The organism is Loktanella sp. 3ANDIMAR09 (assembly GCF_001420005.1).
GTDB lineage: Bacteria > Pseudomonadota > Alphaproteobacteria > Rhodobacterales > Rhodobacteraceae > Loktanella.
Map to the genome: position 1 here is coordinate 1 of NZ_LJAK01000003.1, position 23,021 is coordinate 23,021.

The window sequence follows — 23,021 nt, forward strand, 5'->3', positions numbered from 1 at the left end:
CACCGTCGGCGCTGGCGTGGTGTCCAAGATCGTCGAATAAGCCGCACCGCGGGCACCGCCCGCAGCGACACACATCCGAAAGGCCGCCCCCGAAAGGAGGCGGCCTTTTGCTTGGCTGTGGGCCTGTTTTCGGGATCGGCATATCACCGCCACGTCATTGCCGTCAGATTGTCAGCGCCCCTGCGATACCTTATGCGATGCACATGCGTCCGGGACTGTTTGTCACTGCTTTTGCCTGTTGTTTCCCCACGGTTTCCGCCGTGGCGCATCCGCATGTTTTCGTCACGGCCTCTGTCACTGTCGTCTATGCCGATGGAGTGCCGACGGCTGTCGAACTCAGCTGGCTGTATGATGATTATTTCTCGCTCTTGCTGACGTCCGATCTGGGAATCGATCTGGACGGCGATCTGGTCCTGACCCCAGAAGAAGAAGCGATCCTGGCGCAGGCCGTGACGGAATGGCCCGCAGATTTCAACGGCGACCTCGAGGTCATGCAGAATGACGAGGTTATAACGCTTCTGCCCAAGCAGGATCACCGCATGGTCTTTGAAAACGGCCTTGTAAGAGAGGTGCATTCCCGCCCCCTTGATCCCGATCTGACGGATGATCCCCTGACAGTGCGGGTCTATGATCCTTTCTACTACGTCGCCTATGATCTGGTGGAACCCGTCAACATTACCGGCACAGACCAGTGTTCCAGCGCGGTCACACCGCCCGATCTGCACAACGCCTACGCATTGGTCGAAGAACTGCTTTACGGTCGGCCCGCCAGCGATGTCGGTCCCGACGAGGAATTCCCCGCTGTCGGCGTGGAATTCGCCGCAACCATCACGATCACATGCGACGCATAGTCTGGATTGCCCTTGCAATCGGCCTCTTGGTTGTCGGTTGGGTCGTGTGGGGGCCGCTGGCGGACGCGATAGGGCGGTGGGCCAGTGCGACACAACGGGAAGTCCAGAATGCGATGGCCGCCAGTCTGCGCGCCCTGCGGGGCGGGCAGCCCGGTGCGCTCGCCGGTTTGTGGACGCTGTGTTTCACCTATGGTTTCGTGCATGCCGCAGGTCCCGGACATGGCAAGCTGGTGATCGGTGGCTATGGTCTGGGTGCGCGCGTTCCAGTGGGGCGGTTGATGGGCCTCGCTGTTGTGTCGTCACTTGCGCAGGCCCTGTCGGCAGTCGTTTTGGTCTACCTTGCGATCTGGGTGTTCGGATGGGGGCGCGAACAGGTCGGCGGCGTCGCGGATGGGGTCATGGCACCTATCAGTTATGCAATGATCGCGGGTGTCGGGCTGTGGCTGTTCCTGCGCGGGGGCCGCAAGGCGCTGGCCTTGCGCAAGCCTGTCGCTGCGCAGGGCGATCACCATGCCCACGCGCACGATCATCACGGCGTCTGTGCAAGTTGCGGCCATGCGCATGCACCCACGCCCGCGCAGGCCGCAGCGGTTCGTTCCGTCCGGGATGCCGTCGTGATCGTTGGTGCCATTGCGATCCGTCCCTGTACGGGTGCGCTGTTTTTGCTAATCCTGACCTATGCGCTTGGGCTGGTCTGGGCCGGTATCGTCGGCGTTTTCATCATGGGGATCGGCACCGCCAGCCTGACAGGACTGGTTGCGCTGACGGCCGTGGGCCTGCGCGAAAGCGCGTTGTCCCAGGTCGCATCGGGCACAGCCACCGCCCGGATCCTGGTCGCCGTCGAGATCCTGGTCGGCGGCGTCATTGCACTGCTTGCGATGCAACTTTTGCTGGGCAGTCTGTAGGCGGTCGATTATCCGCCGAAAATGCGGTGTTTGCCGGAAAACGGGGTAGACTCCCCCCAAGTGACACCCTATAGCGACCAAATCCAAACGGGGTGCGCTGTGCGCGCCCTTTTCCGTTGGATCATAAGACGCGACGAGGGTGCCGGATGAGCCTGCATCTTCCTCTCCGTTAGAGCCCTGCAAATAGGGGTGATGTCACATGGCAGCCAGCCAGAACATCCGCATTCGCCTGAAGGCGTTTGACTACCGCGTCCTCGACGCCTCCACCGCAGAGATCGTTTCCACCGCAAAGCGCACCGGCGCATCCGTGCGTGGCCCGATCCCGCTGCCGAACAAGATCGAAAAATTCACCGTTCTGCGCGGTCCGCACATCGACAAGAAGTCGCGTGACCAGTTCGAGATCCGCACGCACAAGCGCCTGCTGGACATCGTCGATCCGACGCCGCAGACCGTTGACGCCCTGATGAAGCTCGACCTCGCCGCTGGCGTGGACGTGCAGATCAGCGTGTAAGGGGGAGTGATCAGTATGCTCCGCACAGGACTTATCGCAAAAAAGATGGGCATGACCCGTCTGTTCATGGAAGACGGCCGCCAGATTCCGGTGACCGTTCTGCAACTTGACAAGCTTCAGGTCGTGTCTCAGCGCACTGCCGACAAGCATGGCTACACTGCCGTCCAGCTGGGCGCAGGCACAGCCAAGGTCAAGCGCGTCAGCCAGGCGATGCGTGGCCACTTTGCCGCTGCAAACGTCGAGCCCAAGCGCAAGGTCGCCGAATTCCGCGTTGCCGAAGAAAACATGATCAACGTCGGCGAAGAGCTGACCGCGAACCATTATTTCGAAGGCCAGTACGTCGACGTCTGTGGCACATCCATCGGTAAAGGTTTTGCCGGCGCGATGAAGCGTCACAACTTTGGCGGTCTGCGCGCCTCGCACGGTGTGTCCGTGTCGCACCGCTCGCACGGTTCGGTCGGTCAGTGTCAGGACCCGGGCAAGATCTTCAAGGGCAAGAAAATGGCCGGTCACATGGGGTCTGCCCGCGTGACGACGCAGAACCTGCAGGTCATCCGCACCGACGCCGACCGTGGCCTGATCATGGTCAAGGGTGCCGTTCCCGGTTCCAAGGGCGGTTGGGTCACGATCAAGGATGCGGTGAAAAAGCCGACACCCGAGAACGTCATCTATCCCGCTGGTCTGAAGTCGCTGGACGACGAAGCCAAGCGTCTGGCCGAAGAAGCAGCGGCAGAAGCCGCAGCCGCTGAAGCCGCAGCAGCAGAAGCAGCAGCAAAAGCCGAACAGGAAGCTCTGGAAGCTGCCGAGGCCGAACTTGCTGCAGATGCGCCGACGACGGACGAAACCAACGCTGCTGAAGGTGGTGACAACAATGAAAGCTGATGCAATCAAACTTGACGGCGCATCCGCAGGGTCCGTGGACCTGGACGACGCCATCTTTGGTCTGGAGCCCCGCAAGGACATCCTGCACCGTGTCGTGCGCTGGCAGCGTAACAAGGCGCAGGCTGGTACGCACTCCACCCTGGGTCGGTCCGAAGTGTCCTACTCGACCAAGAAGATCTATCGCCAAAAAGGCACCGGTGGCGCACGTCACGGGTCCAAGGGCGCGCCGATCTTCCGTCACGGTGGTGTCTACAAGGGCCCGGTGCCCCGCAGCCACGGTCACGAGCTGACCAAGAAGTTCCGCAAGCTGGGCCTGCGCCACGCGCTGTCCGCCAAGCAGGCGGCCGGTGAGCTGGTCATCATCGACGCACTGGCAATCGAGAACGCCAAGACGTCCACGCTGTCCAAGCACGTCTCCGAGCGTGGCTGGAAGCGTGCGCTGATCATCGACGGTGCCGAGGTCAACGCCGACTTCAGCCGTGCGGCACAGAACCTCGCAAACATCGACGTGCTGCCCAGCCAGGGTGCCAACGTCTATGACATCCTGAAAAGCGATACGCTGGTCATCACCAAGGCCGGTATCGAAGCACTGGAGGCCCGTTTGAAATGAGCGCCAAGGCAGAACACTACGACGTGATCCGCAAGCCGATCATCACGGAAAAGGCCACGCTGGCATCGGAAAACAACGGTGTTGTTTTCGAGGTCGCCATCGACGCCAACAAGCCGCAGATCAAACAGGCCGTCGAGGCCCTGTTCGGTGTAAAGGTGAAGGCCGTCAACACGACGATCACCAAGGGCAAAGTGAAGCGCTTCCGCGGTTCGCTGGGCACCCGCAAGGACGTCAAGAAGGCCTATGTCACCCTCGAAGAGGGTAACACCATCGACGTGAGCACCGGTCTGTAATCAGACCCTCGCTCCAAAACGAAAGCCCCCGCAGCGATGCGGGGGCTTTTTGCATTTCAAGGCTTTCGCTGACCTTTAGGGTCAGTCTGTGCCTCAGCCTTCGGGCTGAGACACCAGCGTGATCATGGTGACGCCGTCCTCGACCGCGCTGACGTTCACGAGCGTCGCACCACCTGCGCTGACGCCCATGAACTGTGTGCCGCTGCCGGGGATTTCGGTTGCCGTCACGTCTATACCGCGCCCGGCAATGACGTCCTGCACCAGCGGCGTGACCTGTGTGATCGGCAATTCGACAAAGATGAACGGGTTGGACATGCTGAAACCGGGCAGATCATCATCCAGCGCGCCGGTGTCGCGCATCGCGGATTCCAGCGCATCGCCCAGCGTGCCGGGGGCCGTCGCGGGGGCTGCGGGTTCTGTCACATCATCAACGCGGTCAAGAAAAAGAACGGTCACCTCGTAGCGATCTGCATAAAGGTTGATCGTTTCCATGCGCACGCCATCCTGAAAATCGGTCAGATCCTCTGCGCCGATATCGGGAAAGAGCTGAGCGAGAAACACAAGCGCCTGTGGATCATCGGGTGCCCCCTCGAGGTGGACGACCTCGACCCCGTCCACGCTGGATGTGTAGGTTTCAGGCAGATCAGGCACGCCCAGAATATTGTCAGGCGACAATGGAATCTCGACCAGATCGTCCGGCCCCCACAGCGCCACAACGCGGTCGCGCACCTCGGGCCAGTCGGGGATTTCCAGAACGGTCTCGCTCTCGATTGTGCGCCATTCACCGTTTTCAGAGGTATCGACAATCTGACCCACGGCAGGCCCCGCCCCAATGATCGCGGCGCAAAGTGTGACTGTTTTCAAATTCTGCATCAGGGCATGTCCTCGAGTGCGGTGGTTGCATCAATATAAAGCTTGTGCGCCGCCAGCCAAAGCGGCGCGTTGTCGATGTAGGACGGGGTGACCAGTGACACGGTCGTCCCGTTTTCGCCAACCGTCATATAAGCGATGTATCGGCTTTCATCGGGGCGGGTCATGATCATGGACAGGCGGTTGAATTCGCGGGTCGTGTCCTGCGGGGTGTATCCCTCTGCGATCAGTCGATCCACAAAGTCCTGTCGCGGGTCGTCCTGTCTGGTGGTGTCGGTGACGCGCAGCACGACGCTGCTGTCATCCGGCGATCCGGCGTTGCGCACGATCAGGTCGCCGTCGGGGCCATTGCCAACGGTCAAGGCACGATCAACCATCACGCTGAAATCGCCGAACGTGGCCGGTTGTGTCGGTGTCAATTGCCCCCAAGGCGCATCGTTGCCCAGGTAGGTCATGCTGCCCGCGATCAGATCGGAAAATGCGTTTGCGCTGCTGTCTGCGGGACTGATCAGATAGCCATTGTTCCCGACGATGACAAAATAGCGGGTCAGGCGTTGACCCGGTGCCACCGGGTCCGAAATGACCTGACGGCCAACCTCGAGGCCCTGCTGATTGGCGAACATCTGGTTTTCGAACATATCGACGCGGTCAAATTTGCTCTGCACCAGAAGCCAGTCGATGTGGAACAGGTCAAAGGTAATATCGACACGGTCGATGTAGACCCGCCGCCCTTGCCATTCCAGCGTCAGCGCATGGGCGGGTTCCGTCAGCAATCCCTGTGGATTGGCAGCGGGGCCATCGGCCCCCACGACCACAAGACCATCCATCGGAAACAGAAAGACAAAGTTGGGCTCAAGCTGGACCAGATCGTATTCAAGCGAATCGAGGTCGACGGTTTGCGCCACAACTGGGGTGGTCCCGGCCAGCGCAACCAGTGCGGCACCCGCCCAACCCAGAATGCGCCGTCTGTTCGTCAGCATCTTCATCTTGCTTTGCTCACCTCCTTGAACGGCGTGGTGCAACCCCAGCGCGCATCATGAACCTTGCCCCGGACTTGGGATCATGTCGACTACCCTCATGGCGATTTCTTGTGTGTTCGGCTGGAAACGGCAATGCTGTCAGTGCAGAACGATGACGGCAGTGACCATTGCCCGGCGATGTGCCCGAGAGAGGATCCCCAGGTGTCAGAGGCGACGACAGCCCCGCAGATGGACCTGCACCCGATGGGGCAGGACGGTATTCTGGTGCGGTTCGGCGATGGGTTCGCTGTCGCCACGCAATCCGCCCTGACCGCTGCCAGGGCAATCGAGCACGCCAGGATCGACGGCGTGGTCGAAATCGCGACCGCGCTGGCCTCTGTGCTGGTGCGTTTCGCGCCGGACCGGATTTCGCGGGCGCAACTGGCAGACCGTCTGCATGAGGTGCTGTCGCAGCCATCCGGTGACGCGGATGATGGGCCGGGGCGGCTATGGACGATACCGGCCGTTTTCGACGGGCCGCAATTGGCCGATGCGGCGCGTCACGCAGGTCTGACAGAAACGGCAGCAATCGCTGCACTGACCGATGTGCGGCTCTCGGTGCTGGCCATCGGCTTTGCGCCGGGGCAGCCCTATCTGGGGCATCTGCCGGGTGCATGGGACATGCCGCGGCAGACCGACCTCACGCCACAGGTGCCAGCGGGTGCGCTGGTGACGGCCCTGCGTCAGCTTGTGCTGTTTGCCAATCCCAGCCCGACCGGCTGGCGCTGGATCGGCCGCTGCGCCTTTGTGCCGTTCCAGCCTGACCGCCCTGATCCTTTTGCGCTACGCGCGGGCGATTTTGTGCAGTTTGCGGCGACCGACGCCGGAACCATCGACCAATTGCGCCGGAACCAGCCTGACGGGTTGGGCGGTGCCACATGCCGGATGCTGACATGACGGCCCTGCACATTGATCAGTCTGGACCGTTGATGACGGTGCAGGACATGGGCCGGCCGGGGCGCATCGGTGTCGGGTTGTCGCCGGGTGGCGCAATGGACCGCGCTGCCATGATCGAGGGGGCCGCGCTGCTGGGGCTGAGCGACGTTGTTGCCGGCATCGAGATGGCCGGATTGGGCGGCACATTTCGCACCGATGCGCCGATGCGCTTTGCGCTGACAGGGGCGCGGATGGATGCGCAGATCGACGGCCAGCCGCTGCGCTGGAATGCATCGCACGTGCTGCATCCGGGACAGGATCTGCGGATCGGCGGTGTGCTGGCCGGGGCCTACGGCTATCTCGTGCCGGCGGGTGGTGTCACGGGTGCCCGCCTGCTGGACAGCCTGTCGGCGCATCTTTCGGTCGGTCTGGGCGCACCGCTTGCGGCAGGTGATACGCTGGTGATCGGGCAGGACCCGCAGCGTGACCGCCCGCCACAGATCATCACGCCCGAGGATCGCCTGTCGGGCGGATTGCTGCGGATCATGCCCGGTCCGCAAACACAGATGTTTGATCCGGCCACGCGCCAGCGTCTGACGCAGATCACCTTTGGGCGCGGTGCCCGCAGCAGTCGCACGGGATCCCCGCTTGACTACGACGGACACCGCCTTGGGCCAGCAGGATCGCGGGGGCCGGTGTCGGATTTTATCCGGGCGGGTGATGTGCAGATCACCGGAGACGGGACGCCGTTTGTCATGCTGGCAGAATGCCAGACCGTCGGCGGCTACCCCCGCATCGGCACGGTGATCGCAGACGACCTCCCGCGAGTCGCACAGGCGGCCAGTGGTGCGCCCCTGCGGTTTGAATGGGTCACCACCGCACAGGCCGATGCGGCCTATCGCAGTGTCGCGCAACACCTGCGCGAGGTCGCGGCACAGGTCAGGCCGCTGGTGCGTGACCCCGCTGACATTCCCGACCTGCTGTCCTATCAACTGATCGACGGCGTGACCGCCGGTGACCCAGAGGAGCCAACCCCATGACCCGTACCGTCGATCTGAACGCCGACATGGGCGAAGGGTTCGGTCCCTGGCCGATGGGCAATGACGCGGCCCTGCTGGACATCGTCAGTTCTGCCAACATTGCCTGCGGATTTCACGCGGGCGATCCGGTCACCATGGGGCGGACGATGGATCTTGCCTTGGCGGCGGGTGTCGCCATCGGTGCCCACCCCGGCTTTGCCGACCTGCAAGGGTTTGGGCGTCGCCGCATCCCGCTGTCGGGACCGGAATTGACCCATATGATCCAATATCAGCTGGGGGCGGCGATGGCGCTTGCACAGGCGCGCGGCGCGCGTCTTGCGCATGTCAAACTACATGGCGCGCTGTCCAACATGGCGTCTGAGGACCTAGAGATGGCGACAACCTGCTATCGCGCAGCACTTGCCGTGCAGCCTGATCTGACCCTCGTGGTCATGCCGCAAACGGCGCTGGAACAGGCCGCCCGCGATCTGGGGGCCGCCACGGCGTCCGAAGTCTTTGCCGATCGCAGCTATAACGACGACGGCACGCTGACCGACCGCAGCCAGCCCGGGGCCATGATCCATGACCCGCAGGTGGCTGCTGACCGGATCGTGGCGATGTTGCGCGACGGCGGTATCACCACGACAGGGGGCAGGCTGTTGCGCGTGCCCATCGACACGATCTGCGTGCATGGTGATGGTGAGGCGGCGCTGGCGATTGCACGGCAGCTGGCGGTGTCGCTGGATGCCGCAGGCTATGGGATCGCGGCCCCATGACCGCGCTGTCAGACGTCACGTTCTATCCGTTCTGGCTGGATGACGGACCGGCCCCGGACAGCTGTCCGAACCTGATCGGACCGGCGGACACCGATCTGCTGATCGTCGGGGGCGGGTTCACCGGCCTGTGGGCTGCGATTATCGCCAAACAGCGTGACCCCCGGCGCGATGTAGTGGTGATCGAGGCAGGCAAGGTCGCGCACGGGGCATCAGGGCGACCCGGTGGGATCGTATCCACATCCGTCATTCACGGACTGGGCAATGCCAAACGGGTTTTTCCGGGTGACATGGACGTGCTGGAACGGCTGGGGATTGAAAATCTGGACGCCTGGCGCGCCACCATCGAAGCTTACGGCATCGACGCCGACCTCACTTGGGGCGGTGAAATGACGGTTGCCGTCGATCCTGCGCATCTGCCGGACCTGAAAGAGGAATACGCGCTGCACCAGCAGCATGGCCACGACGCGGTGATGCTGGACCGTGCCGCAACACAGGCTCAGGTTGCGTCACCCCTGTTCGAGGGTGCGATCTGGTCGCGGCAGCGGACCGGAACGGTGCAGCCTGCAAAGCTGGCCTGGGGACTCAAGGCGATTGCGCTGACGCTGGGGGTGCGGGTGCATGAACATACGCCGATGCTGTCGGTCACGGATCTGGGGGCGCAGCTGCGCATCACCACACACGACGGGCGCATCGACGCGCGGCGGGTACTGTTTGCAACCAATGCCTGGGGCGCGGGGCACAAGCACATCAAACGCTATGTCGTGGCCATGCGCGACCGGGTTCTGGCAACCGAACCGCTGACGCCCGAACAGATGGACCGCATCGGCTGGTCCAACCGGCAAGGCATCTACGACACCCGCAAACAGCTGAACTACATGCGGCTGACCCGTGACAACCGGATCGTCTATGGCGGGCGGATCGGCTATTATTTCAACGACGCGACCGACCCGGTGGGCGACCGCCAACCGCAGGTCTACGAACGCCTGGCGGGCTATTTCGCGCAGACCTTTCCGCAGCTGGGCGACGTCAAGTTCTCGCACGCGTGGTCCGGCCCGATTGACCTGACCACCCGCATGGCGGTGCATTTGCAACCCTACTACGGCGGCAAGGGGATCTATGCGGGCGGCTATTCGGGGTTTGGCGTCACCGGGTCGCGTTTCGGCGCGCGGCTGGGGCTAGAGGCGCTGGACCAGACCGGATCGCCCGATCTGGACCTTGCGCTGGCCAGCACGCTGCCCGGCCGCATCCCGCGCGAACCGTTCCGCTGGCTGGGGGCCGCGCTGACGATGCACGCGCTGAACGAGGTCGATACCAAGGGCGGTTGGCGCAAGGTATGGCTCAACCTTGTCCACCGCTTTGGCTTTCCGCTTTAGATCAGCTCGACCGCGATGGCGGTGCCTTCGCCGCCGCCAATGCAGATGGATGCGACACCGCGTGTCAGGCGCCGCGCGCGCAAGGCCCCAAGCAGGGTCACGATGATCCGTGCGCCCGATGCGCCGATGGGATGCCCCAGCGCGCAAGCCCCGCCGTGGACGTTGACGCGGTCATGGGAAATGTCGCGGTCTTTCATGGCGGCCATGGGCACCACGGCAAATGCCTCGTTGATTTCGAACAGGTCGACGTCCGCGTAGGTCCAGCCGATGCGCTCGAACAACCGGTCCATCGCGTGAATGGGGGCGGTGGTGAACCAGCCCGGTGCCGCTGCAAAGGCCGCCTGACCCACGATCCGCGCGATGGGCTGATGCGCCTCGGCCGCGGTCGCACCGCCGATGATCAGTGCTGCCGCACCATCGTTGATGGAGGATGACGACGCTGCCGTGATGGTGCCGTCCTTTTTGAACGCGGTGCGCAGGCCGGGAATTTTCGCAGGGTCGATCCGGCGCGGACCTTCGTCACTGTCGATGACCTGATCGCCCTTGCGGGTCTTGACCGTCACGCGGGACACCTCCCAGTCGAATGCGCCTGATGCCGCCGCCTGCTGTGCGCGCGTGACGCTGGCGATGGCGAAATCATCCTGCTGCTGGCGGGAAAAATGGTAATGCGCGGCGCAATCCTCGCCAAATGTGCCCATCGCCCGGCGGGTGCCGTCCGGGGCAATGTCATAGGCGTCCTCCAGCCCGTCCAGCATCATGTGATCCAGCATCTGTCCGTGACCGATCCGGTAGCCGCCCCGCGCCTTGGGTAGCAGGTAGGGGGCGTTCGACATGCTTTCCATGCCGCCCGCGACAACCAGTTCCGCATGGCCCAAGGCGATGGCGTCCTGCGCGAACATCGCGGCGCGCATGCCTGAACCACAGACCTTTGACACGGTGGTGCAGGGTGTGCGCTGCGCGATGCCTGCATGGATGGCGGCCTGGCGCGCGGGGGCCTGTCCCAGACCGGCGGGCAGGACATTGCCCATGAACACCTCGTCGATCTGATCGGCCGCAATGCCCGACTGCGACAGTGCTGCGGTGATCGCGGCAGCGCCCAGTTGCGTGGCCTCAACCCCGGCCAATTCGCCCATGAATGCGCCCATCGGCGTGCGCGCGGCCCCAAAGATATAGGTCTCGGTCATGCTGTTCCCCCCTTGCAGACGGTGCGATCGTGCCGCGCTGCGCCGTGCGTTGCAACCGTCAGCATTCGGGCAGGTTGACCGCGATGCCGCCGGTCGAGGTTTCCTTGTACTTGGCGTCCATTTCACGCCCGGTTTCCAGCATCACCTGCACGCAATTGTCCAGTGGCATGAAATGCGCCCCGTCGCCGCGCAGGGCGAGGCTGGCCGCACTGACGGCCTTGATCGCGCCCAGCGCGTTGCGTTCGATACAAGGCACCTGCACCAACCCTGCTGCCGGGTCGCAGGTCATCCCAAGGTGGTGTTCCAGCGCAATCTCTGCCGCATTCTCGATCTGCGCGTTGGTCCCGCCAAGGGCCGCGCATAACCCGGCGGCAGCCATGGCGGCGGCTGACCCCACCTCGCCCTGACAGCCGACCTCTGCGCCCGAAATGCTGGCGTTGTGTTTGATCAACCCGCCGATGGCGGCCGCCGTCAGCAGCAGATCGCGCAGGCCCTGCAATGTGGCCCCGACGCAGTGATCGCGGTAGTAGCGCCCGACGGCAGGCACCACGCCCGCCGCCCCGTTCGTAGGCGAGGTGACGACACGCCCACCGGCGGCGTTTTCCTCGTTCACGGCCATGGCGTAGACGCTCATCCAGTCGTTGGCGACATGCGGCTGGGCCAGGTTCGTGCCACGTTCTGCCAGCAGTTTGTCATGGATCGCGCGGGCCCTGCGGCGCACGTTCAACCCGCCGGGCAGAATGCCGTCGGTGGCCAGCCCACGGTCGATGCAATCGTCCATCGCGGCCCAGATCGCGTCGATTTTTGCGTCGACGGCGCGCCCGTGGATCAGCGCCTCGTTGGCGCGTTTCATCTGGGCGATGCTCTTGCCCGAAGCCTCGCCCATCGCCAACATCTCGCGCGCGGTGGCAAAGGGGTAGGGGTAGGTGTGTTCCGGCGTGCGGGCTGTCGTGCCGCCATCGCGTTCGGCCCGCAGTTCGGCCTCTGTCATCACGAAACCGCCGCCGACGGAATAATAGGTCTGGGTGTAATAGGGGCGTCCGCCGGTATCGAACGCGCGAAACACCAGCGCATTGGCGTGCAGCTCCAGCGCAGGGCCATAGTCGAAAATCACGTCCTTGTCGGGGTCGAACCGGAGCGGCGGCAGGCCGCCGGCCAGAATCGTTTTTGTCGCAAACAGCTCTGCATCCAGTGCCGCGGCCTTGTCCGCGTCGAATGTCGCAGGTTCCATGCCCAGCAGACCCAGACGCACCGCGCGGTCGGTCGCGTGGCCCTTGCCGGTAAACGCCAGACTGCCGTGCAGGGTGACGGTCACAGCGCCCAGATCGCCCGCGCCGGGGATGCGTTCCACACCACCACGCAGGTCCGCCAGAAACAGCGCCGCTGCGGTCATCGGCCCCATCGTGTGGGACGACGACGGGCCGACCCCGATTTTGAACACGTCGGTGATGGACAGGAACATAGGCAGCCCTTTCGCGGAGAATTACCCCCTTATCGCGTGCTCTGCTCTGCCACGATAGGCCAAGATCGCCGCTCGGCCCGCCGGATGCGTCACGGCGCGTTATGGGTGGCGCAGGCGGCGGGCGCTGCTAGGGTGGCGGCAATTCAATCGTGGGAGGGTGTGATGGATATTCAGGGAATGGGTGTTGTCGTTGCTGGCGGGGCCTCGGGGCTGGGGGCTGCGACCGCGCGGCGGCTGGCGACAGCCGGTGCAAAGGTCACGATCATCGACATGAACGCCGACCTCGGTCAGACGCTCGCGGCTGAGATTGGCGGAACCTTTGCCCGGGCTGACGTGACAGACGATGCCGCCGTGACGCAGGCGATGGATGCGGCCTTTGCCGGGCCGACACCGCCGCGCCTGTGCGTGAATTGCGCGGGCATCGGCCCACCGGCCAAGATCGTGAACCGCGATGGCACGCCCCTGCCGCTGGCGGAATTCACCCGGATCGTGACCATCAACCTGATCGGCACCTTCAACGTGATGTCAAAATTCGCGGCTCATCTGCAAAAGCTGGACCCAATAGGCGAGGAACGGGGTGCCATCATCAATACGGCATCCGTCGCTGCATTCGACGGTCAGATCGGCCAGCCTGCCTATGCCGCGTCCAAGGGCGGTGTCGCGGCGCTGACCCTGCCTGCCGCGCGCGAAATGGCGCGGTTCGGCATCCGGGTCATGACCATCGCACCGGGTCTGTTCCTGACCCCCCTGATGGAAAGCCTGCCGCAAGAGGCGCAGGACAGTCTGGGCGCGCAGGTCCCGTTCCCGAACCGTCTGGGTGATCCTGATGAATACGCGCGTCTGGTGCAGGCGATTGCTGAAAACCCCATGCTCAACGGCGAGGTGATCCGTCTGGACGGCGCGATCCGCATGGCTCCGAAATGACCGAATCCGCCACAGAAATCGCCGCCCGCGTCGAGGCATTCGTTCGCGACATCGTTGCACCCTTTGAAAAGGACCCACGCCGCGACGACCACAATTGCCCGACCGAGGAGGTGATCGCTGACCTGCGTGTTCTGGCCCGCAAGGCAGACGTCATGACGCCGCATATCCGCGCGGATGACAGCCACCTGACGCACCGCGAAACGGCGCAGGTGTTGATCGCATCGGGGCTGTCACCGCTGGGGCCTCTGGCCTGCAACACAGCCGCCCCGGACGAGGGCAATATCTATCTGCTGGGCAAGGTCGGGTCAGAGGACCTGAAACGCCGTTTTCTCGACCCACTGGTGGCAGGCACGGCGCGGTCCGCATTTTTCATGTCAGAGCCGTGGGAGGACGGCGGGTCCGGATCAGACCCGTCGATGATGCAGACGACCTGCAAGCCCGATGGCAATCATTGGGTCGTGAACGGGCGCAAATGCTGGATCACGGGTGCCGCACAGGCACAAATCGGGATCGTCATGGCCAAGGCCGAACAGGGGGCCTGCATGTTCCTCGTGGATTTGCCGAACCCCGCGATCCGCATCGTCCACCAGCCCAAGACGATCGACAACAGCCTGCCGGGCGGGCACTGCACCGTCGACATCGAAAACCTGCGCATCCCCGCCGATCAGATGCTGGGCGAGCCGGGCGAGGGGTTCAAATACGCACAGGTGCGTCTGGCCCCCGCGCGGCTGACCCATTGCATGCGCTGGCTGGGGGCCTGCATCCGTTGCAACGAGATTGCGACGGATTACGCCAACCGCAGGCGGGCCTTTGGCAAACATCTGATCGACCACGAGGGCGTGGGGTTCATGCTGGCCGACAACCTGATCGACCTGCAACAGGCGCGCCTGATGATCGACTGGACCGCCGATGCGCTGGATCGCGGCGAACGGGCCGGCCGCGAAAGTTCGATGACCAAGGTCGCCGTCAGCGAGGCGCTGATGCGTGTGGCCGACCGCTGTGTGCAGGTCATGGGCGGCACGGGGGTCAGTGATGCGACCATCGTGGAACAGGTGTTCCGCGAAATCCGGGCGTTCCGCATCTACGACGGCCCGTCAGAGGTGCACCGTTGGTCGCTGGCCAAGGGGATCAAGCGGCATTGGGAAAAGTCGCAGGGCGTCTGACGCCGCAAGCCTTGCCCACAGCCTGCGTTTCGGTATCGTCCAACTTCAGGGAGGACGACCATGGATTTTGCACTGACCGATGAACAATCGGCCATTTACGATATGGCCCATGCTTTTGGACAGGATCGCATCGCACCGCATGCCCGCGACTGGGAGGCCGCTGGCACCATCCCCAAGGACCTCTGGCCAGAGGTCGGCGAACTTGGGTTTGGCGGACTTTATGTGCGCGAGGAATCGGGCGGTGCGGGCCTGTCGCGGCTGGACGCGACACTGGTGTTCGAGGCGCTGTCGATGGCCTGCCCGTCGGTCGCCAGTTTCCTGTCGATCCACAACATGTGTGCTGCGATGATCGACAGCTTTGCGGACGATGCGACACGGGCGGCGCTGTTGCCTGACCTGATCGCGATGAAACGCTTTGCCAGTTATTGCCTGACCGAACCGGGGTCCGGATCGGATGCCGCTGCGATGAAATCCAGGGCTGTCCAGACCGGCAACGGCTGGGCGCTGACGGGGACCAAGGCGTTCATTTCGGGCGGTGGTTATTCGGACCTGTATATCGTGATGGCCCGCAGTGGTGACGCCGGCCCGCGTGGTATCAGCGCCTATCTGGTCGACGACGGCGCGCAGGGTTTGTCGTTCGGCGGTCTGGAGGACAAGATGGGCTGGCGGTCACAGCCGACCCGGCAGGTGCAGCTGGACGATTGCCCCGCTACCCTGCTGGGCGAGGAGGGGCGCGGTTTCGCCTATGCGATGAAAGGGCTGGACGGTGGCCGCCTGAATATCGCCGCCAGCGCACTTGGCGGCGCACAAGCCGCGATGGATGCCACGATCGCCTATATGCGCGAACGCAAGGCTTTCGGTCAGGCGCTGACGGATTTTCAGGCGCTTCAGTTCCGGCTGGCCGAGATGGAGATCGAATTGCAGGCCGCGCGGACGTTTCTGCGGCAGGCTGCGTGGAAACTGGATACCGGCGCGCCCGATGCCACCATGTTCTGTGCCATGGCGAAAAAACACGTGACCGAGGCCGCATCACGCGTCGCAGACCAATGCCTGCAATTGCATGGCGGTTATGGCTACCTCGCTGATTACGGGATCGAAAAGATCGTGCGTGATTTGCGCGTGCATCAGATCCTCGAGGGCACGAACGAAATCATGCGTCTGATCGTGGCGCGGCAACTCTTGGCCCAGACATGAGTGAGATCGACATTCGCCGTATCGGCACAGCCGGACGGATCACGCTGAACCGACCCGATGCGCTGAACGCCCTGACCGCCGCGATGAGCGAGGCAATTGAGGCTGCGCTGAACCGCTGGGCCAGCGACTCGGCGGTCAGGCTGGTCGTAATCGACGCCTCCGGCGACAAAGCCTTCTGTGCAGGCGGCGATATTGCCGACCTCTATGCGCAAGGCACGGCTGGGCAGTTCGGATTTGGTCAGGATTTCTGGCGGCAGGAATACCGGATGAACGCGCAGATCGCGGGCTATGGGAAACCGATCGTGACGCTTTTGCAGGGGTTCACGATGGGCGGCGGCGTCGGTGTCGGCTGCCACGCCAGCCACCGGATCGTCTGCGAAAACAGCCAGATCGCCATGCCCGAATGCAGCATCGGGTTGGTGCCCGACGTGGGCGGCTCGCATTTGCTGGGCCGCGCACCGGGGCATCTGGGTGAATACCTTGGCCTGACGGCAGCGCGCATGGGGCCGGGCGATGCGATCCACGCGGGCTTTGCCGATCATTACGTGCCGCGCGACCGCTGGGCTGAACTGATCCACACGCTGGAACGGACCGGTGATGTGGCGGCGGTTCATCAGGTCACGGACACCGCACCACCATCGCAAATGGCCAAGGACGCGGTCGAGATCGACGCGCTTTTTGCCCATGACGCGCTTGGCAGTATCGTCGTGGCCTGCGGCGCGGCCGAGGGCGCTGTTGCCGAAACCGCGACCAGGGCGCTGTCGCGCAATGCGCCGCTGGCCATGGCCTGTGCCTTGCGTTTGATCCGCGCGGCGCGCGCCGGAACCGGACTGACAGAAGCCTTGCGCCAAGAGTTTCGCTATACCTTTCGCGCGCAGCAGCAGGGCGACTTTCTCGAAGGGATACGTGCGGCGATCATCGACCGCGACCGCAATCCGGTATGGACGCACAGCACGGCAGCAGAGGTCACCAAAGCACAGATCGACGCGATGCTTGCCCCGTTGGGCGACGACGCGCTGGTGCTATGAACAAAGGAACGACTATGAAAATCGCTTTTATCGGTTTGGGCAATATGGGCGGTCCGATGGCGGCCAACCTGATGGCGGCAGGCCATGACGTGACGGGCTTCGATCTGGCCGCGCGTCCTGACGGCCTGCGGATGGCAGACAGTGCCGCTGCGGCCTGTGCCGGCGCGGATGTGGCGATCACCATGCTGCCCAATGGCGCGATCCTGCGCCAGGTCGCGGCCGAGGTTATTCCGGCCCTGCCAGCAGGTGCGGTGCTCTTGGATTGTTCGACCGTCGATGTGGACAGCGCCCGCGCTGTCGCGGCCGATGCGCAGGCCGCGGGTCTGGGGGCGCTGGACGCGCCGGTCTCTGGCGGCATTGGCGGCGCGCAGGGCGGCACGCTGACCTTCATGGTCGGCGGTGACGCCGATGCCTTTGCCCGTGCCAAACCGCTGTTCGACATCATGGGCCAAAAGGCCGTGCATTGCGGGCCGTCAGGCAACGGGCAGGCGGCCAAGATCTGCAACAACATGATCCTTGGCGTCACGATGATCGCCACCTGCGAGGCCTTTGCCCTTGCGGACAAACTGGGGCTGGACCGGCAGGCGATGTTCGATGTGGTCAGCACGTCCTCCGGGTCGTCGTGGTCGATGAACGCCTATTGTCCGGCACCCGGCGTCGGTCCGACTTCGCCCGCCGATAATGGCTACAGACCCGGGTTCGCCGCAGACCTGATGCTCAAGGACTTGCGCCTGTCGCAGCAGGCCGCAGAAGGGGCCGATGCCGATACGCCACTGGGGCAGGCCGCGACCGATCTCTATCGCCGCTTTGTCGAGGATGAGGACGGTACCGGCCGCGACTTCTCCGCGATGCTCCCGCGCTTTGCCGCACGAGGCCGCGCATGAGCGGTCTGTGGTATGACCAATTCCGCGTGGGGCAGGTCATCACCCATGCCATCCGCCGCACGGTGACAGAGGCTGACAATATCACCTTTACCACGGCCACGATGAATCCCGCCGCGCTGCATCTGGATTATGCCGCTGCCGCTGAAACAGAATTTGGCCAGCCGCTGGTGAATTCACTGTTCACCCTGGGGCTTGTGGTGGGCATTTCGGTGCATGAAACGACATTGGGCACCACGGTCGGCAATCTGGGGTTCGAACGCACGACCTTTCCATCGCCAGTGTTCTACGGCGACACGATCCGGGTCGAAACCGAGGTGCTGGCCATGCGCGAAAGCAAGTCGCGCCCGACCCAAGGGATCGTTACCTTTGTGCATCGCGGCCTGAACCAGCGCGACCAACTGGTCTGCGAGGCGACCCGCAACGCGCTGATGCGCAAGGCCCCCGCATGAGGATGCGGTCCTGGCTGTTCGTGCCCGCGGATTCCGAACGCAAGTTCGCCAAGGCACAGGGCATCGGTGCCGATGTGCTGATCCTTGACCTCGAGGATTCGGTTGCCGCCGGCCACAAGGCTGCGGCGCGCGCGGGGTTGTCCTCATGGATCACCCCGAACCCTCGCGATTGGGCGTTCTTTGTGCGCGTCAACCCGCTGGACAGTGGGCTGACGCAGGACGACCTGCGCGCTGTCGTGCGTCCCGGGCTCGACGGTGTGGTTTTACCCAAAGCCAGTGGCGGCACCGATGTCGCACGGCTGGCCGAAATGATCACACCACTGGAACAGGCGGCAGGCATGCCGCCTAACAGTGTCAGGATCATGGTGATCGCGACCGAAACGCCTGCGGCCGTCTTTGCGCTGGGCAGCTATGCCCCGGCACACCCGCGCCTCGTTGCCATGACCTGGGGGGCAGAGGATCTGGCAGCAGAGCTTGGCGCGACCAGCAACCGTGACGCGCATGGCACCCTGACCACGCCCTACCGGATGGTGCGCGATCTGTGCCTTTTGGGCGCGGCCAATGCAGGTGTCGCAGCCATCGAGACATTGCACGCTGATTTTCGCGACGCCGATGGTTTTCGACAGACGGGTCGCGCCGCCCGCCGCGACGGATTTGTCGGACGGTTGGCGATACATCCTGCACAGGTCGATGCGATCCACGCTGATTTCACGCCGACCGACGCACAGATCGCACTGGCACGCCGCGTCGTGCAGGCCTTTGCCGATCAGCCTGACGTCGGAACCATCGGCATCGACGGCAAGATGTATGACATGCCGCACCTGAAACAGGCAAAACGGCTTCTGGCGGGCCTGCCTTCTTCTGGTTGAAAATATCCTGGGGGTACGGGGGCAAGGCCCCCGTGATCATCCGCCCAGGGCGCGTAGAATGGCGCGGTTCGGAAAACAGGTCGGTGACTGACCGGTCGCCTGTTGCCACTGCCCGATGCTGCGACGTGTGCGGAACCCGGCCAGTCCGTCAGCGCCGCCGGTATCCAGCCCCATCCGCATCAGGCTGCTCTGCATGGCGGCGACCTGGCCGCGTGTCAGCGTGTCGATGCTGTTCCAGCCGGCGGTGAACGGACCAACGCCATAGGCGATCTTGTCCCCGACGTGGCCTACGAACAGCGCATAGAGGTCGCTTTCGTTGTAGTCCTTCAGCACGTAGAAATTCGGTGTGACAATGAACGCCGGACCACCGCGTCCGGCGGGCATCAGCAGGTATCCGACTTGTCCGCGTTCATGCGCCGGAAAGGCGCGATTGCCGACGCGCGAGACGCCGGCTGCCTCCCAGTCCGCGATGCGGCGGCCCTGATCCGGGCCTTCCAGTGCGCAGGACAGATTGCCGGGCACCGTCACCTCGAATCCCCAGTCGCGGCCCGCCACCCAGCCATGCTGCGCGAGATAGGTGCCGATGCTGGCGATGGTATCCGCCTCTGATCCCCAGATGTCGGCCCGTCCGTCACCATTGCCATCCGCCGCATAGCGCAGAAAATTCGATGGCATGAATTGCGGCTGGCCCAATGCGCCCGCCCAGCTGGATTTCATGGCGCGCGGTGACACGTGGCCCGCCTGCATGATCTGCATGGCGGCGACAAGTTCCGCGGTGAAATAATCGGCGCGGGTGCTCATGAACGCCTTGGTTCCCAGAACGCGAACGGCATCATGCGGGATCGCGGCGCGACCATAGGCGCTCTCGCGGCCCCAGATGGCGAGGATGATATGCGCGGGCACGCCCGTTGCACGTGTCGTCGCTGCCAGTGTCGCGGCATGGCGCTGCGCCATCTGGCGCCCGGTGCTGGCCGTCCCGTTCACCGTGTCGGGCGCAAAATAGCGGGCTGGCGCGCGAAATTCAGCCTGACGCGGCACACCGCGCGGCGCGGGGGCGGAACCGGGGGCGACCAGATCGGGCAGATCCCAGTCCAGCGTCACGCCGTTCAGCGCCGCATCGAAAACCGCCCGGCTGACCCCCGCCCGGCTGACCTGCGGCCAGAGCGTCGCTTCCTGCCAGCTGCGAAACTGTGTTTCGATCTGTGCGCGTGACTGGGCAAGGGCTGGCCCGGCCAAGAGGATCAGTAGCAATGCGCAGAAACGAAACATGGGATTTTCCCTGTGTGGTTGTTTACCAGCCTAGCTGGGCCTGGCCCATGGGACCAGCGCTGAACCCGCCGTCTTGCGGGGTGTGCGGGATCTAGCCGGGGCCGGGGTGATCCGACAGGAACGCGGAAAGTGCAGCAGCATCCGGCATCGCAGGCGCGCAACCGGGTTTCGCAACCACGATCGCAGCACAGGCCGATCCGCGCAGGACAGCGCAGCGCAGGTCGTACCCATCGGCGAGCGAGGCAAGCAGCCCGGCCATGAAACTGTCACCCGCGCCGGTGGGTTTCAGCGCATCGACCCGGTAGATGCCGGTCCTGTCCTCTCCTGCGGGTGTGATGGTGACGGCACCGTTTTCACCCATTTTGTAGATGGCGATCTGCGCGCGCCCGGCAACGAGGCTGCGGGCCATGGCCAGACCCCGGGCCTTGTCCCCGGCCATGAATCCGAATTCGTCGTCATTGCCGACGATCACGTCAGACATGGCCCCAGCGCGCGACAACACGTCTGATGCGTCTTGGGCTGACGACCAGCTGTAGGGGCGATAGTCCACGTCAAAGATGATGGGCAGGCCTGCGGTCTGCGCCAATGCGAAGGCGCGGAATGCAGCGCTGCGGGATGGTTCAGCGGCGAAAACCGTTCCTGCGGTGACAAGCGCGGAATAGGCGGACCAATCGACGGCCTCGACATCTGCAACTGTCATCTGAAAGTCGGCCGCGTTGTTGCGGTAGATGACGTTGCGATGGTTTTCGGTGCGCGATTCGTAGATCGCCAGAGAGTTGCGCGGCTCTCCTGACACCTTTTTCACGTAGGATGAGTCAATCCCGTAGTCGCGCAGTTTCCGGAGGCAGAAGCTGCCAACCGCATCGTCCGATACGCAGGTCACCAGTGCCGCCTTTGCACCGAGCTTGACCAGCCCTGCTGCAATATTTGCGGATGACCCGCCCATGTCAGCCTGAAATTCTGTTGCATCCTCGGTGGTGACGCCGGGGGCGGTAAAGAGATCCATGCCGACCCGACCAACCACCACAAACCGTTTTGCATGGATACCGTCCAGAATATTCACGTTGAGGCTCCTCTCGATCATGTGGCTTTGATCTTGTCGATTTTATGCATCCTGGCCAAGGTTGGCATTTGCACACAAGGGGGGCGCGCAGATGCGACACAGGCCATGGGCATGACCACTGATGCCAGCACAGCCGGGGACGATCATATCGTCCTGTTGGGTGTAAAGGGTGGTCCGGCGATCCGGCCGGGGTCACAGATGCCGACCGCGCAACTGGTGGTGCTGGGCGGTCAGCGGATCGTGGTGGATGCCGGTTTGGGCGTGACACGCGCGCTTTGCGATCAAGGTGTTCATCTGCCGACGCTGCAAACCATCGTCATCACGCATCTGCATTCGGATCATTACATCGAACTGGGCCCGCTGTTGCACACCGCCTGGACGGCAGGTTTGAAAACAACGGTGACGGTCTACGGGCCAGCGGGCCTCGAACGCTATTGGCAGGCATTTCTGGACGCGATGCAGGATGATATCGCGCTGCGCATCATGGACGAGGGTCGCGTCGACCTCGCAGGTCTGGTCCAGATCCGCGTGCTGGACGCGGCGCATGATGTCGACTTGGGCGATGTCTGCATGCGCGCAATGCGCAACGACCATCCGCCGCTGGTCGACAGTTTCGCGCTGCGATTTGATGGCGGGGGTGGCAGACTATGCCTGTCCGGCGACACGGCCTATCTGCCTGCCCTCGCAGAATTTGCGAGGGGCGTCGATCTGCTGGTCCACGAGGCGCTTCTTCCCTCTGGTGTCGATGCCTTGGTCGCGGCAACGGGCAACGGGGATAATCGGTTGCGACACCATTTGTTGCGCAGTCACACGGCAGCGGATGATGTCGGACGTATTGCGCGGGATGCGGGGGTGGGCTGTCTGGCGCTGACGCATTTCGTGCCAGACGGTCTGGCCGGTTTCAGCGATGACGACTGGATCGCACTGACCCGCAAGACATGGGCCGGGCCGCTGATCATCGGCAAGGACGGCATGCGGATCGATCTGAAACATCCGATCAAATCATTGCAAGTATAGGGAAATGGTGGAGCCTAGGGGGATCGAACCCCTGACCTCTTGCATGCCATGCAAGCGCTCTCCCAGCTGAGCTAAGGCCCCATTGGCGGCTGTCTATGCAGCCCCCGTGGCGAGATCAAGAGCTAAAATCACGCCACGGGTCAGGTATTTTATTCGTCGTCCGGCTTGGACACGTCGGCGATGTCGTCGAGGCTGACGGTATCGTCGTCATCATCGTCCTCGAGCACATCATCGCCCAGATCCACGTCATCATCGTCCTCGTCATCATCGAGAACCAGATCATCGTCGTCGTCGCTTTCCTTGATCTTGGCGGATTGTGCGTCGGCGGCATCGGCGACCATCGTGCGAGTCTTTGATGTATCGATCGTCACCACATTGCCCGTGTAGGGGCTGATGATCGGATCCTTGTTGAGATCGTAGAATCGCTTGCCTGTTTCGGGGCACAGGCGCTTGGTGCCCCACTCTTCCTTCGGCATGGGTATTCCTTCGGTTGCATGGCTGGCCTTGCGGCGGTTCCCGGTCCACTGCCA

General features: G+C 63.6%; 25 protein-coding genes and 1 tRNA gene. 18 read left to right on the forward strand and 8 right to left on the reverse strand.

All coding sequences use genetic code 11. The features are described from left to right. The first annotated feature begins 203 nt into the window (after nucleotides 1-203). From AN189_RS05270 to AN189_RS05295, 6 genes are all read left to right on the forward strand, one after another. Nucleotides 204-851, forward strand: a complete 648-nt coding sequence (locus tag AN189_RS05270; protein ID WP_056033176.1) for a DUF1007 family protein — start codon at nucleotides 204-206, stop codon at nucleotides 849-851. A 113-nt stretch (nucleotides 852-964) separates the two neighbouring features. After that, nucleotides 965-1,756 (forward strand): nickel/cobalt transporter, encoded by a 792-nt coding sequence (locus AN189_RS05275; RefSeq protein ID WP_367379430.1) that lies wholly within the window; start codon nucleotides 965-967, stop codon nucleotides 1,754-1,756. Nucleotides 1,757-1,955: 199 nt separating this feature from the next. Further along, complete coding sequence (gene rpsJ / locus AN189_RS05280) at nucleotides 1,956-2,267, forward strand: 30S ribosomal protein S10 (protein ID WP_056032218.1); 312 nt, start codon at nucleotides 1,956-1,958, stop codon at nucleotides 2,265-2,267. A gap of 15 nt (nucleotides 2,268-2,282) precedes the next feature. Next, nucleotides 2,283-3,149, forward strand: coding sequence for a 50S ribosomal protein L3 (rplC, locus tag AN189_RS05285; RefSeq protein WP_056032220.1), 867 nt, complete (start codon nucleotides 2,283-2,285; stop codon nucleotides 3,147-3,149). Continuing rightward, the gene (gene rplD, locus AN189_RS05290; protein WP_056032224.1) at nucleotides 3,139-3,759 is read left to right on the forward strand and encodes a 50S ribosomal protein L4; all 621 of its coding nucleotides are present in this window, start codon (nucleotides 3,139-3,141) and stop codon (nucleotides 3,757-3,759) included. Before rplC ends, rplD begins: the two co-directional genes overlap by 11 nt. Further along, nucleotides 3,756-4,052, forward strand: coding sequence for a 50S ribosomal protein L23 (locus AN189_RS05295; protein ID WP_056032227.1), 297 nt, complete (start codon nucleotides 3,756-3,758; stop codon nucleotides 4,050-4,052). The genes rplD and AN189_RS05295 overlap by 4 nt, the downstream gene beginning before the upstream one ends. A gap of 93 nt (nucleotides 4,053-4,145) precedes the next feature. Here AN189_RS05295 and AN189_RS05300 read toward each other — a convergent pair whose 3' ends face one another. After that, nucleotides 4,146-4,925 (reverse strand): hypothetical protein, encoded by a 780-nt coding sequence (locus AN189_RS05300; RefSeq protein ID WP_056032229.1) that lies wholly within the window; start codon nucleotides 4,923-4,925, stop codon nucleotides 4,146-4,148. Next, on the reverse strand, nucleotides 4,925-5,902 hold the full coding sequence (locus tag AN189_RS05305; RefSeq protein WP_157057389.1) for a hypothetical protein: 978 nt from the start codon (nucleotides 5,900-5,902) through the stop codon (nucleotides 4,925-4,927). Before AN189_RS05305 ends, AN189_RS05300 begins: the two co-directional genes overlap by 1 nt. 201 nt (nucleotides 5,903-6,103) lie before the next feature. Between AN189_RS05305 and AN189_RS05310 the strand changes: the two genes are divergently transcribed. Genes AN189_RS05310 through AN189_RS05325 form a run of 4 tightly spaced genes read left to right on the forward strand, consistent with a single transcriptional unit; the run spans nucleotide 6,104 to nucleotide 9,985 of the window. Then, nucleotides 6,104-6,838: an allophanate hydrolase subunit 1 gene (locus AN189_RS05310; protein ID WP_253279557.1), complete on the forward strand. Its 735-nt coding sequence runs from the start codon at nucleotides 6,104-6,106 to the stop codon at nucleotides 6,836-6,838. Further along, nucleotides 6,835-7,857 (forward strand): biotin-dependent carboxyltransferase family protein, encoded by a 1,023-nt coding sequence (locus AN189_RS05315; protein WP_056032236.1) that lies wholly within the window; start codon nucleotides 6,835-6,837, stop codon nucleotides 7,855-7,857. Before AN189_RS05310 ends, AN189_RS05315 begins: the two co-directional genes overlap by 4 nt. Continuing rightward, nucleotides 7,854-8,612, forward strand: coding sequence for a LamB/YcsF family protein (locus AN189_RS05320; RefSeq protein ID WP_056032238.1), 759 nt, complete (start codon nucleotides 7,854-7,856; stop codon nucleotides 8,610-8,612). Before AN189_RS05315 ends, AN189_RS05320 begins: the two co-directional genes overlap by 4 nt. Then, nucleotides 8,609-9,985, forward strand: a complete 1,377-nt coding sequence (locus tag AN189_RS05325) for an FAD-binding oxidoreductase (protein ID WP_056032241.1) — start codon at nucleotides 8,609-8,611, stop codon at nucleotides 9,983-9,985. Before AN189_RS05320 ends, AN189_RS05325 begins: the two co-directional genes overlap by 4 nt. On the opposite strand, the gene AN189_RS05330 is transcribed toward AN189_RS05325, so the two are convergent. After that, entirely contained in the window at nucleotides 9,982-11,169 is a 1,188-nt protein-coding gene (locus AN189_RS05330; protein ID WP_056032243.1) for an acetyl-CoA C-acyltransferase, read from the reverse strand. The genes AN189_RS05325 and AN189_RS05330 overlap by 4 nt on opposite strands. 58 nt (nucleotides 11,170-11,227) lie before the next feature. Next, nucleotides 11,228-12,631 carry an L-serine ammonia-lyase gene (locus AN189_RS05335; protein WP_056032244.1) on the reverse strand — a complete coding sequence of 468 codons (1,404 nt, stop codon included), beginning with the start codon at nucleotides 12,629-12,631 and terminating at the stop codon, nucleotides 11,228-11,230. A gap of 162 nt (nucleotides 12,632-12,793) precedes the next feature. Between AN189_RS05335 and AN189_RS05340 the strand changes: the two genes are divergently transcribed. Genes AN189_RS05340 through AN189_RS05370 form a run of 7 tightly spaced genes read left to right on the forward strand, consistent with a single transcriptional unit; the run spans nucleotide 12,794 to nucleotide 19,142 of the window. Then, nucleotides 12,794-13,555, forward strand: a complete 762-nt coding sequence (locus AN189_RS05340) for an SDR family NAD(P)-dependent oxidoreductase (RefSeq protein WP_056032247.1) — start codon at nucleotides 12,794-12,796, stop codon at nucleotides 13,553-13,555. Next, nucleotides 13,552-14,718 (forward strand): acyl-CoA dehydrogenase family protein, encoded by a 1,167-nt coding sequence (locus tag AN189_RS05345; protein ID WP_056032250.1) that lies wholly within the window; start codon nucleotides 13,552-13,554, stop codon nucleotides 14,716-14,718. Before AN189_RS05340 ends, AN189_RS05345 begins: the two co-directional genes overlap by 4 nt. A 60-nt stretch (nucleotides 14,719-14,778) precedes the next feature. Next, nucleotides 14,779-15,912, forward strand: coding sequence for an acyl-CoA dehydrogenase family protein (locus AN189_RS05350; protein WP_056032255.1), 1,134 nt, complete (start codon nucleotides 14,779-14,781; stop codon nucleotides 15,910-15,912). After that, on the forward strand, nucleotides 15,909-16,940 hold the full coding sequence (locus tag AN189_RS05355) for an enoyl-CoA hydratase/isomerase family protein (protein ID WP_056032257.1): 1,032 nt from the start codon (nucleotides 15,909-15,911) through the stop codon (nucleotides 16,938-16,940). Before AN189_RS05350 ends, AN189_RS05355 begins: the two co-directional genes overlap by 4 nt. A gap of 14 nt (nucleotides 16,941-16,954) precedes the next feature. Continuing rightward, nucleotides 16,955-17,824 (forward strand): 3-hydroxyisobutyrate dehydrogenase, encoded by an 870-nt coding sequence (gene mmsB / locus AN189_RS05360; protein ID WP_056032260.1) that lies wholly within the window; start codon nucleotides 16,955-16,957, stop codon nucleotides 17,822-17,824. After that, nucleotides 17,821-18,273: a MaoC family dehydratase gene (locus AN189_RS05365; RefSeq protein ID WP_056032262.1), complete on the forward strand. Its 453-nt coding sequence runs from the start codon at nucleotides 17,821-17,823 to the stop codon at nucleotides 18,271-18,273. Before mmsB ends, AN189_RS05365 begins: the two co-directional genes overlap by 4 nt. Further along, on the forward strand, nucleotides 18,270-19,142 hold the full coding sequence (locus AN189_RS05370; RefSeq protein ID WP_056032265.1) for a CoA ester lyase: 873 nt from the start codon (nucleotides 18,270-18,272) through the stop codon (nucleotides 19,140-19,142). The genes AN189_RS05365 and AN189_RS05370 overlap by 4 nt, the downstream gene beginning before the upstream one ends. 36 nt (nucleotides 19,143-19,178) lie before the next feature. Here AN189_RS05370 and AN189_RS05375 read toward each other — a convergent pair whose 3' ends face one another. Both AN189_RS05375 and iolC read right to left on the reverse strand, forming a co-directional pair. Then, nucleotides 19,179-20,411: a lytic murein transglycosylase gene (locus AN189_RS05375; protein ID WP_056032268.1), complete on the reverse strand. Its 1,233-nt coding sequence runs from the start codon at nucleotides 20,409-20,411 to the stop codon at nucleotides 19,179-19,181. Nucleotides 20,412-20,502: 91 nt separating this feature from the next. Then, on the reverse strand, nucleotides 20,503-21,474 hold the full coding sequence (iolC, locus tag AN189_RS05380; protein ID WP_056032271.1) for a 5-dehydro-2-deoxygluconokinase: 972 nt from the start codon (nucleotides 21,472-21,474) through the stop codon (nucleotides 20,503-20,505). Nucleotides 21,475-21,585: 111 nt separating this feature from the next. Here iolC and AN189_RS05385 point away from each other — a divergent pair, with 111 nt between their 5' ends. Continuing rightward, on the forward strand, nucleotides 21,586-22,491 hold the full coding sequence (locus tag AN189_RS05385; RefSeq protein WP_056033179.1) for an MBL fold metallo-hydrolase: 906 nt from the start codon (nucleotides 21,586-21,588) through the stop codon (nucleotides 22,489-22,491). A gap of 5 nt (nucleotides 22,492-22,496) precedes the next feature. On the opposite strand, the gene AN189_RS05390 is transcribed toward AN189_RS05385, so the two are convergent. Then, nucleotides 22,497-22,572: transfer RNA gene (locus tag AN189_RS05390), tRNA-Ala, on the reverse strand. Between the two features lie 68 nt (nucleotides 22,573-22,640). Beyond that, entirely contained in the window at nucleotides 22,641-22,967 is a 327-nt protein-coding gene (locus AN189_RS05395; RefSeq protein WP_056032273.1) for a TIGR02300 family protein, read from the reverse strand. Nucleotides 22,968-23,021 lie beyond the last annotated feature (54 nt).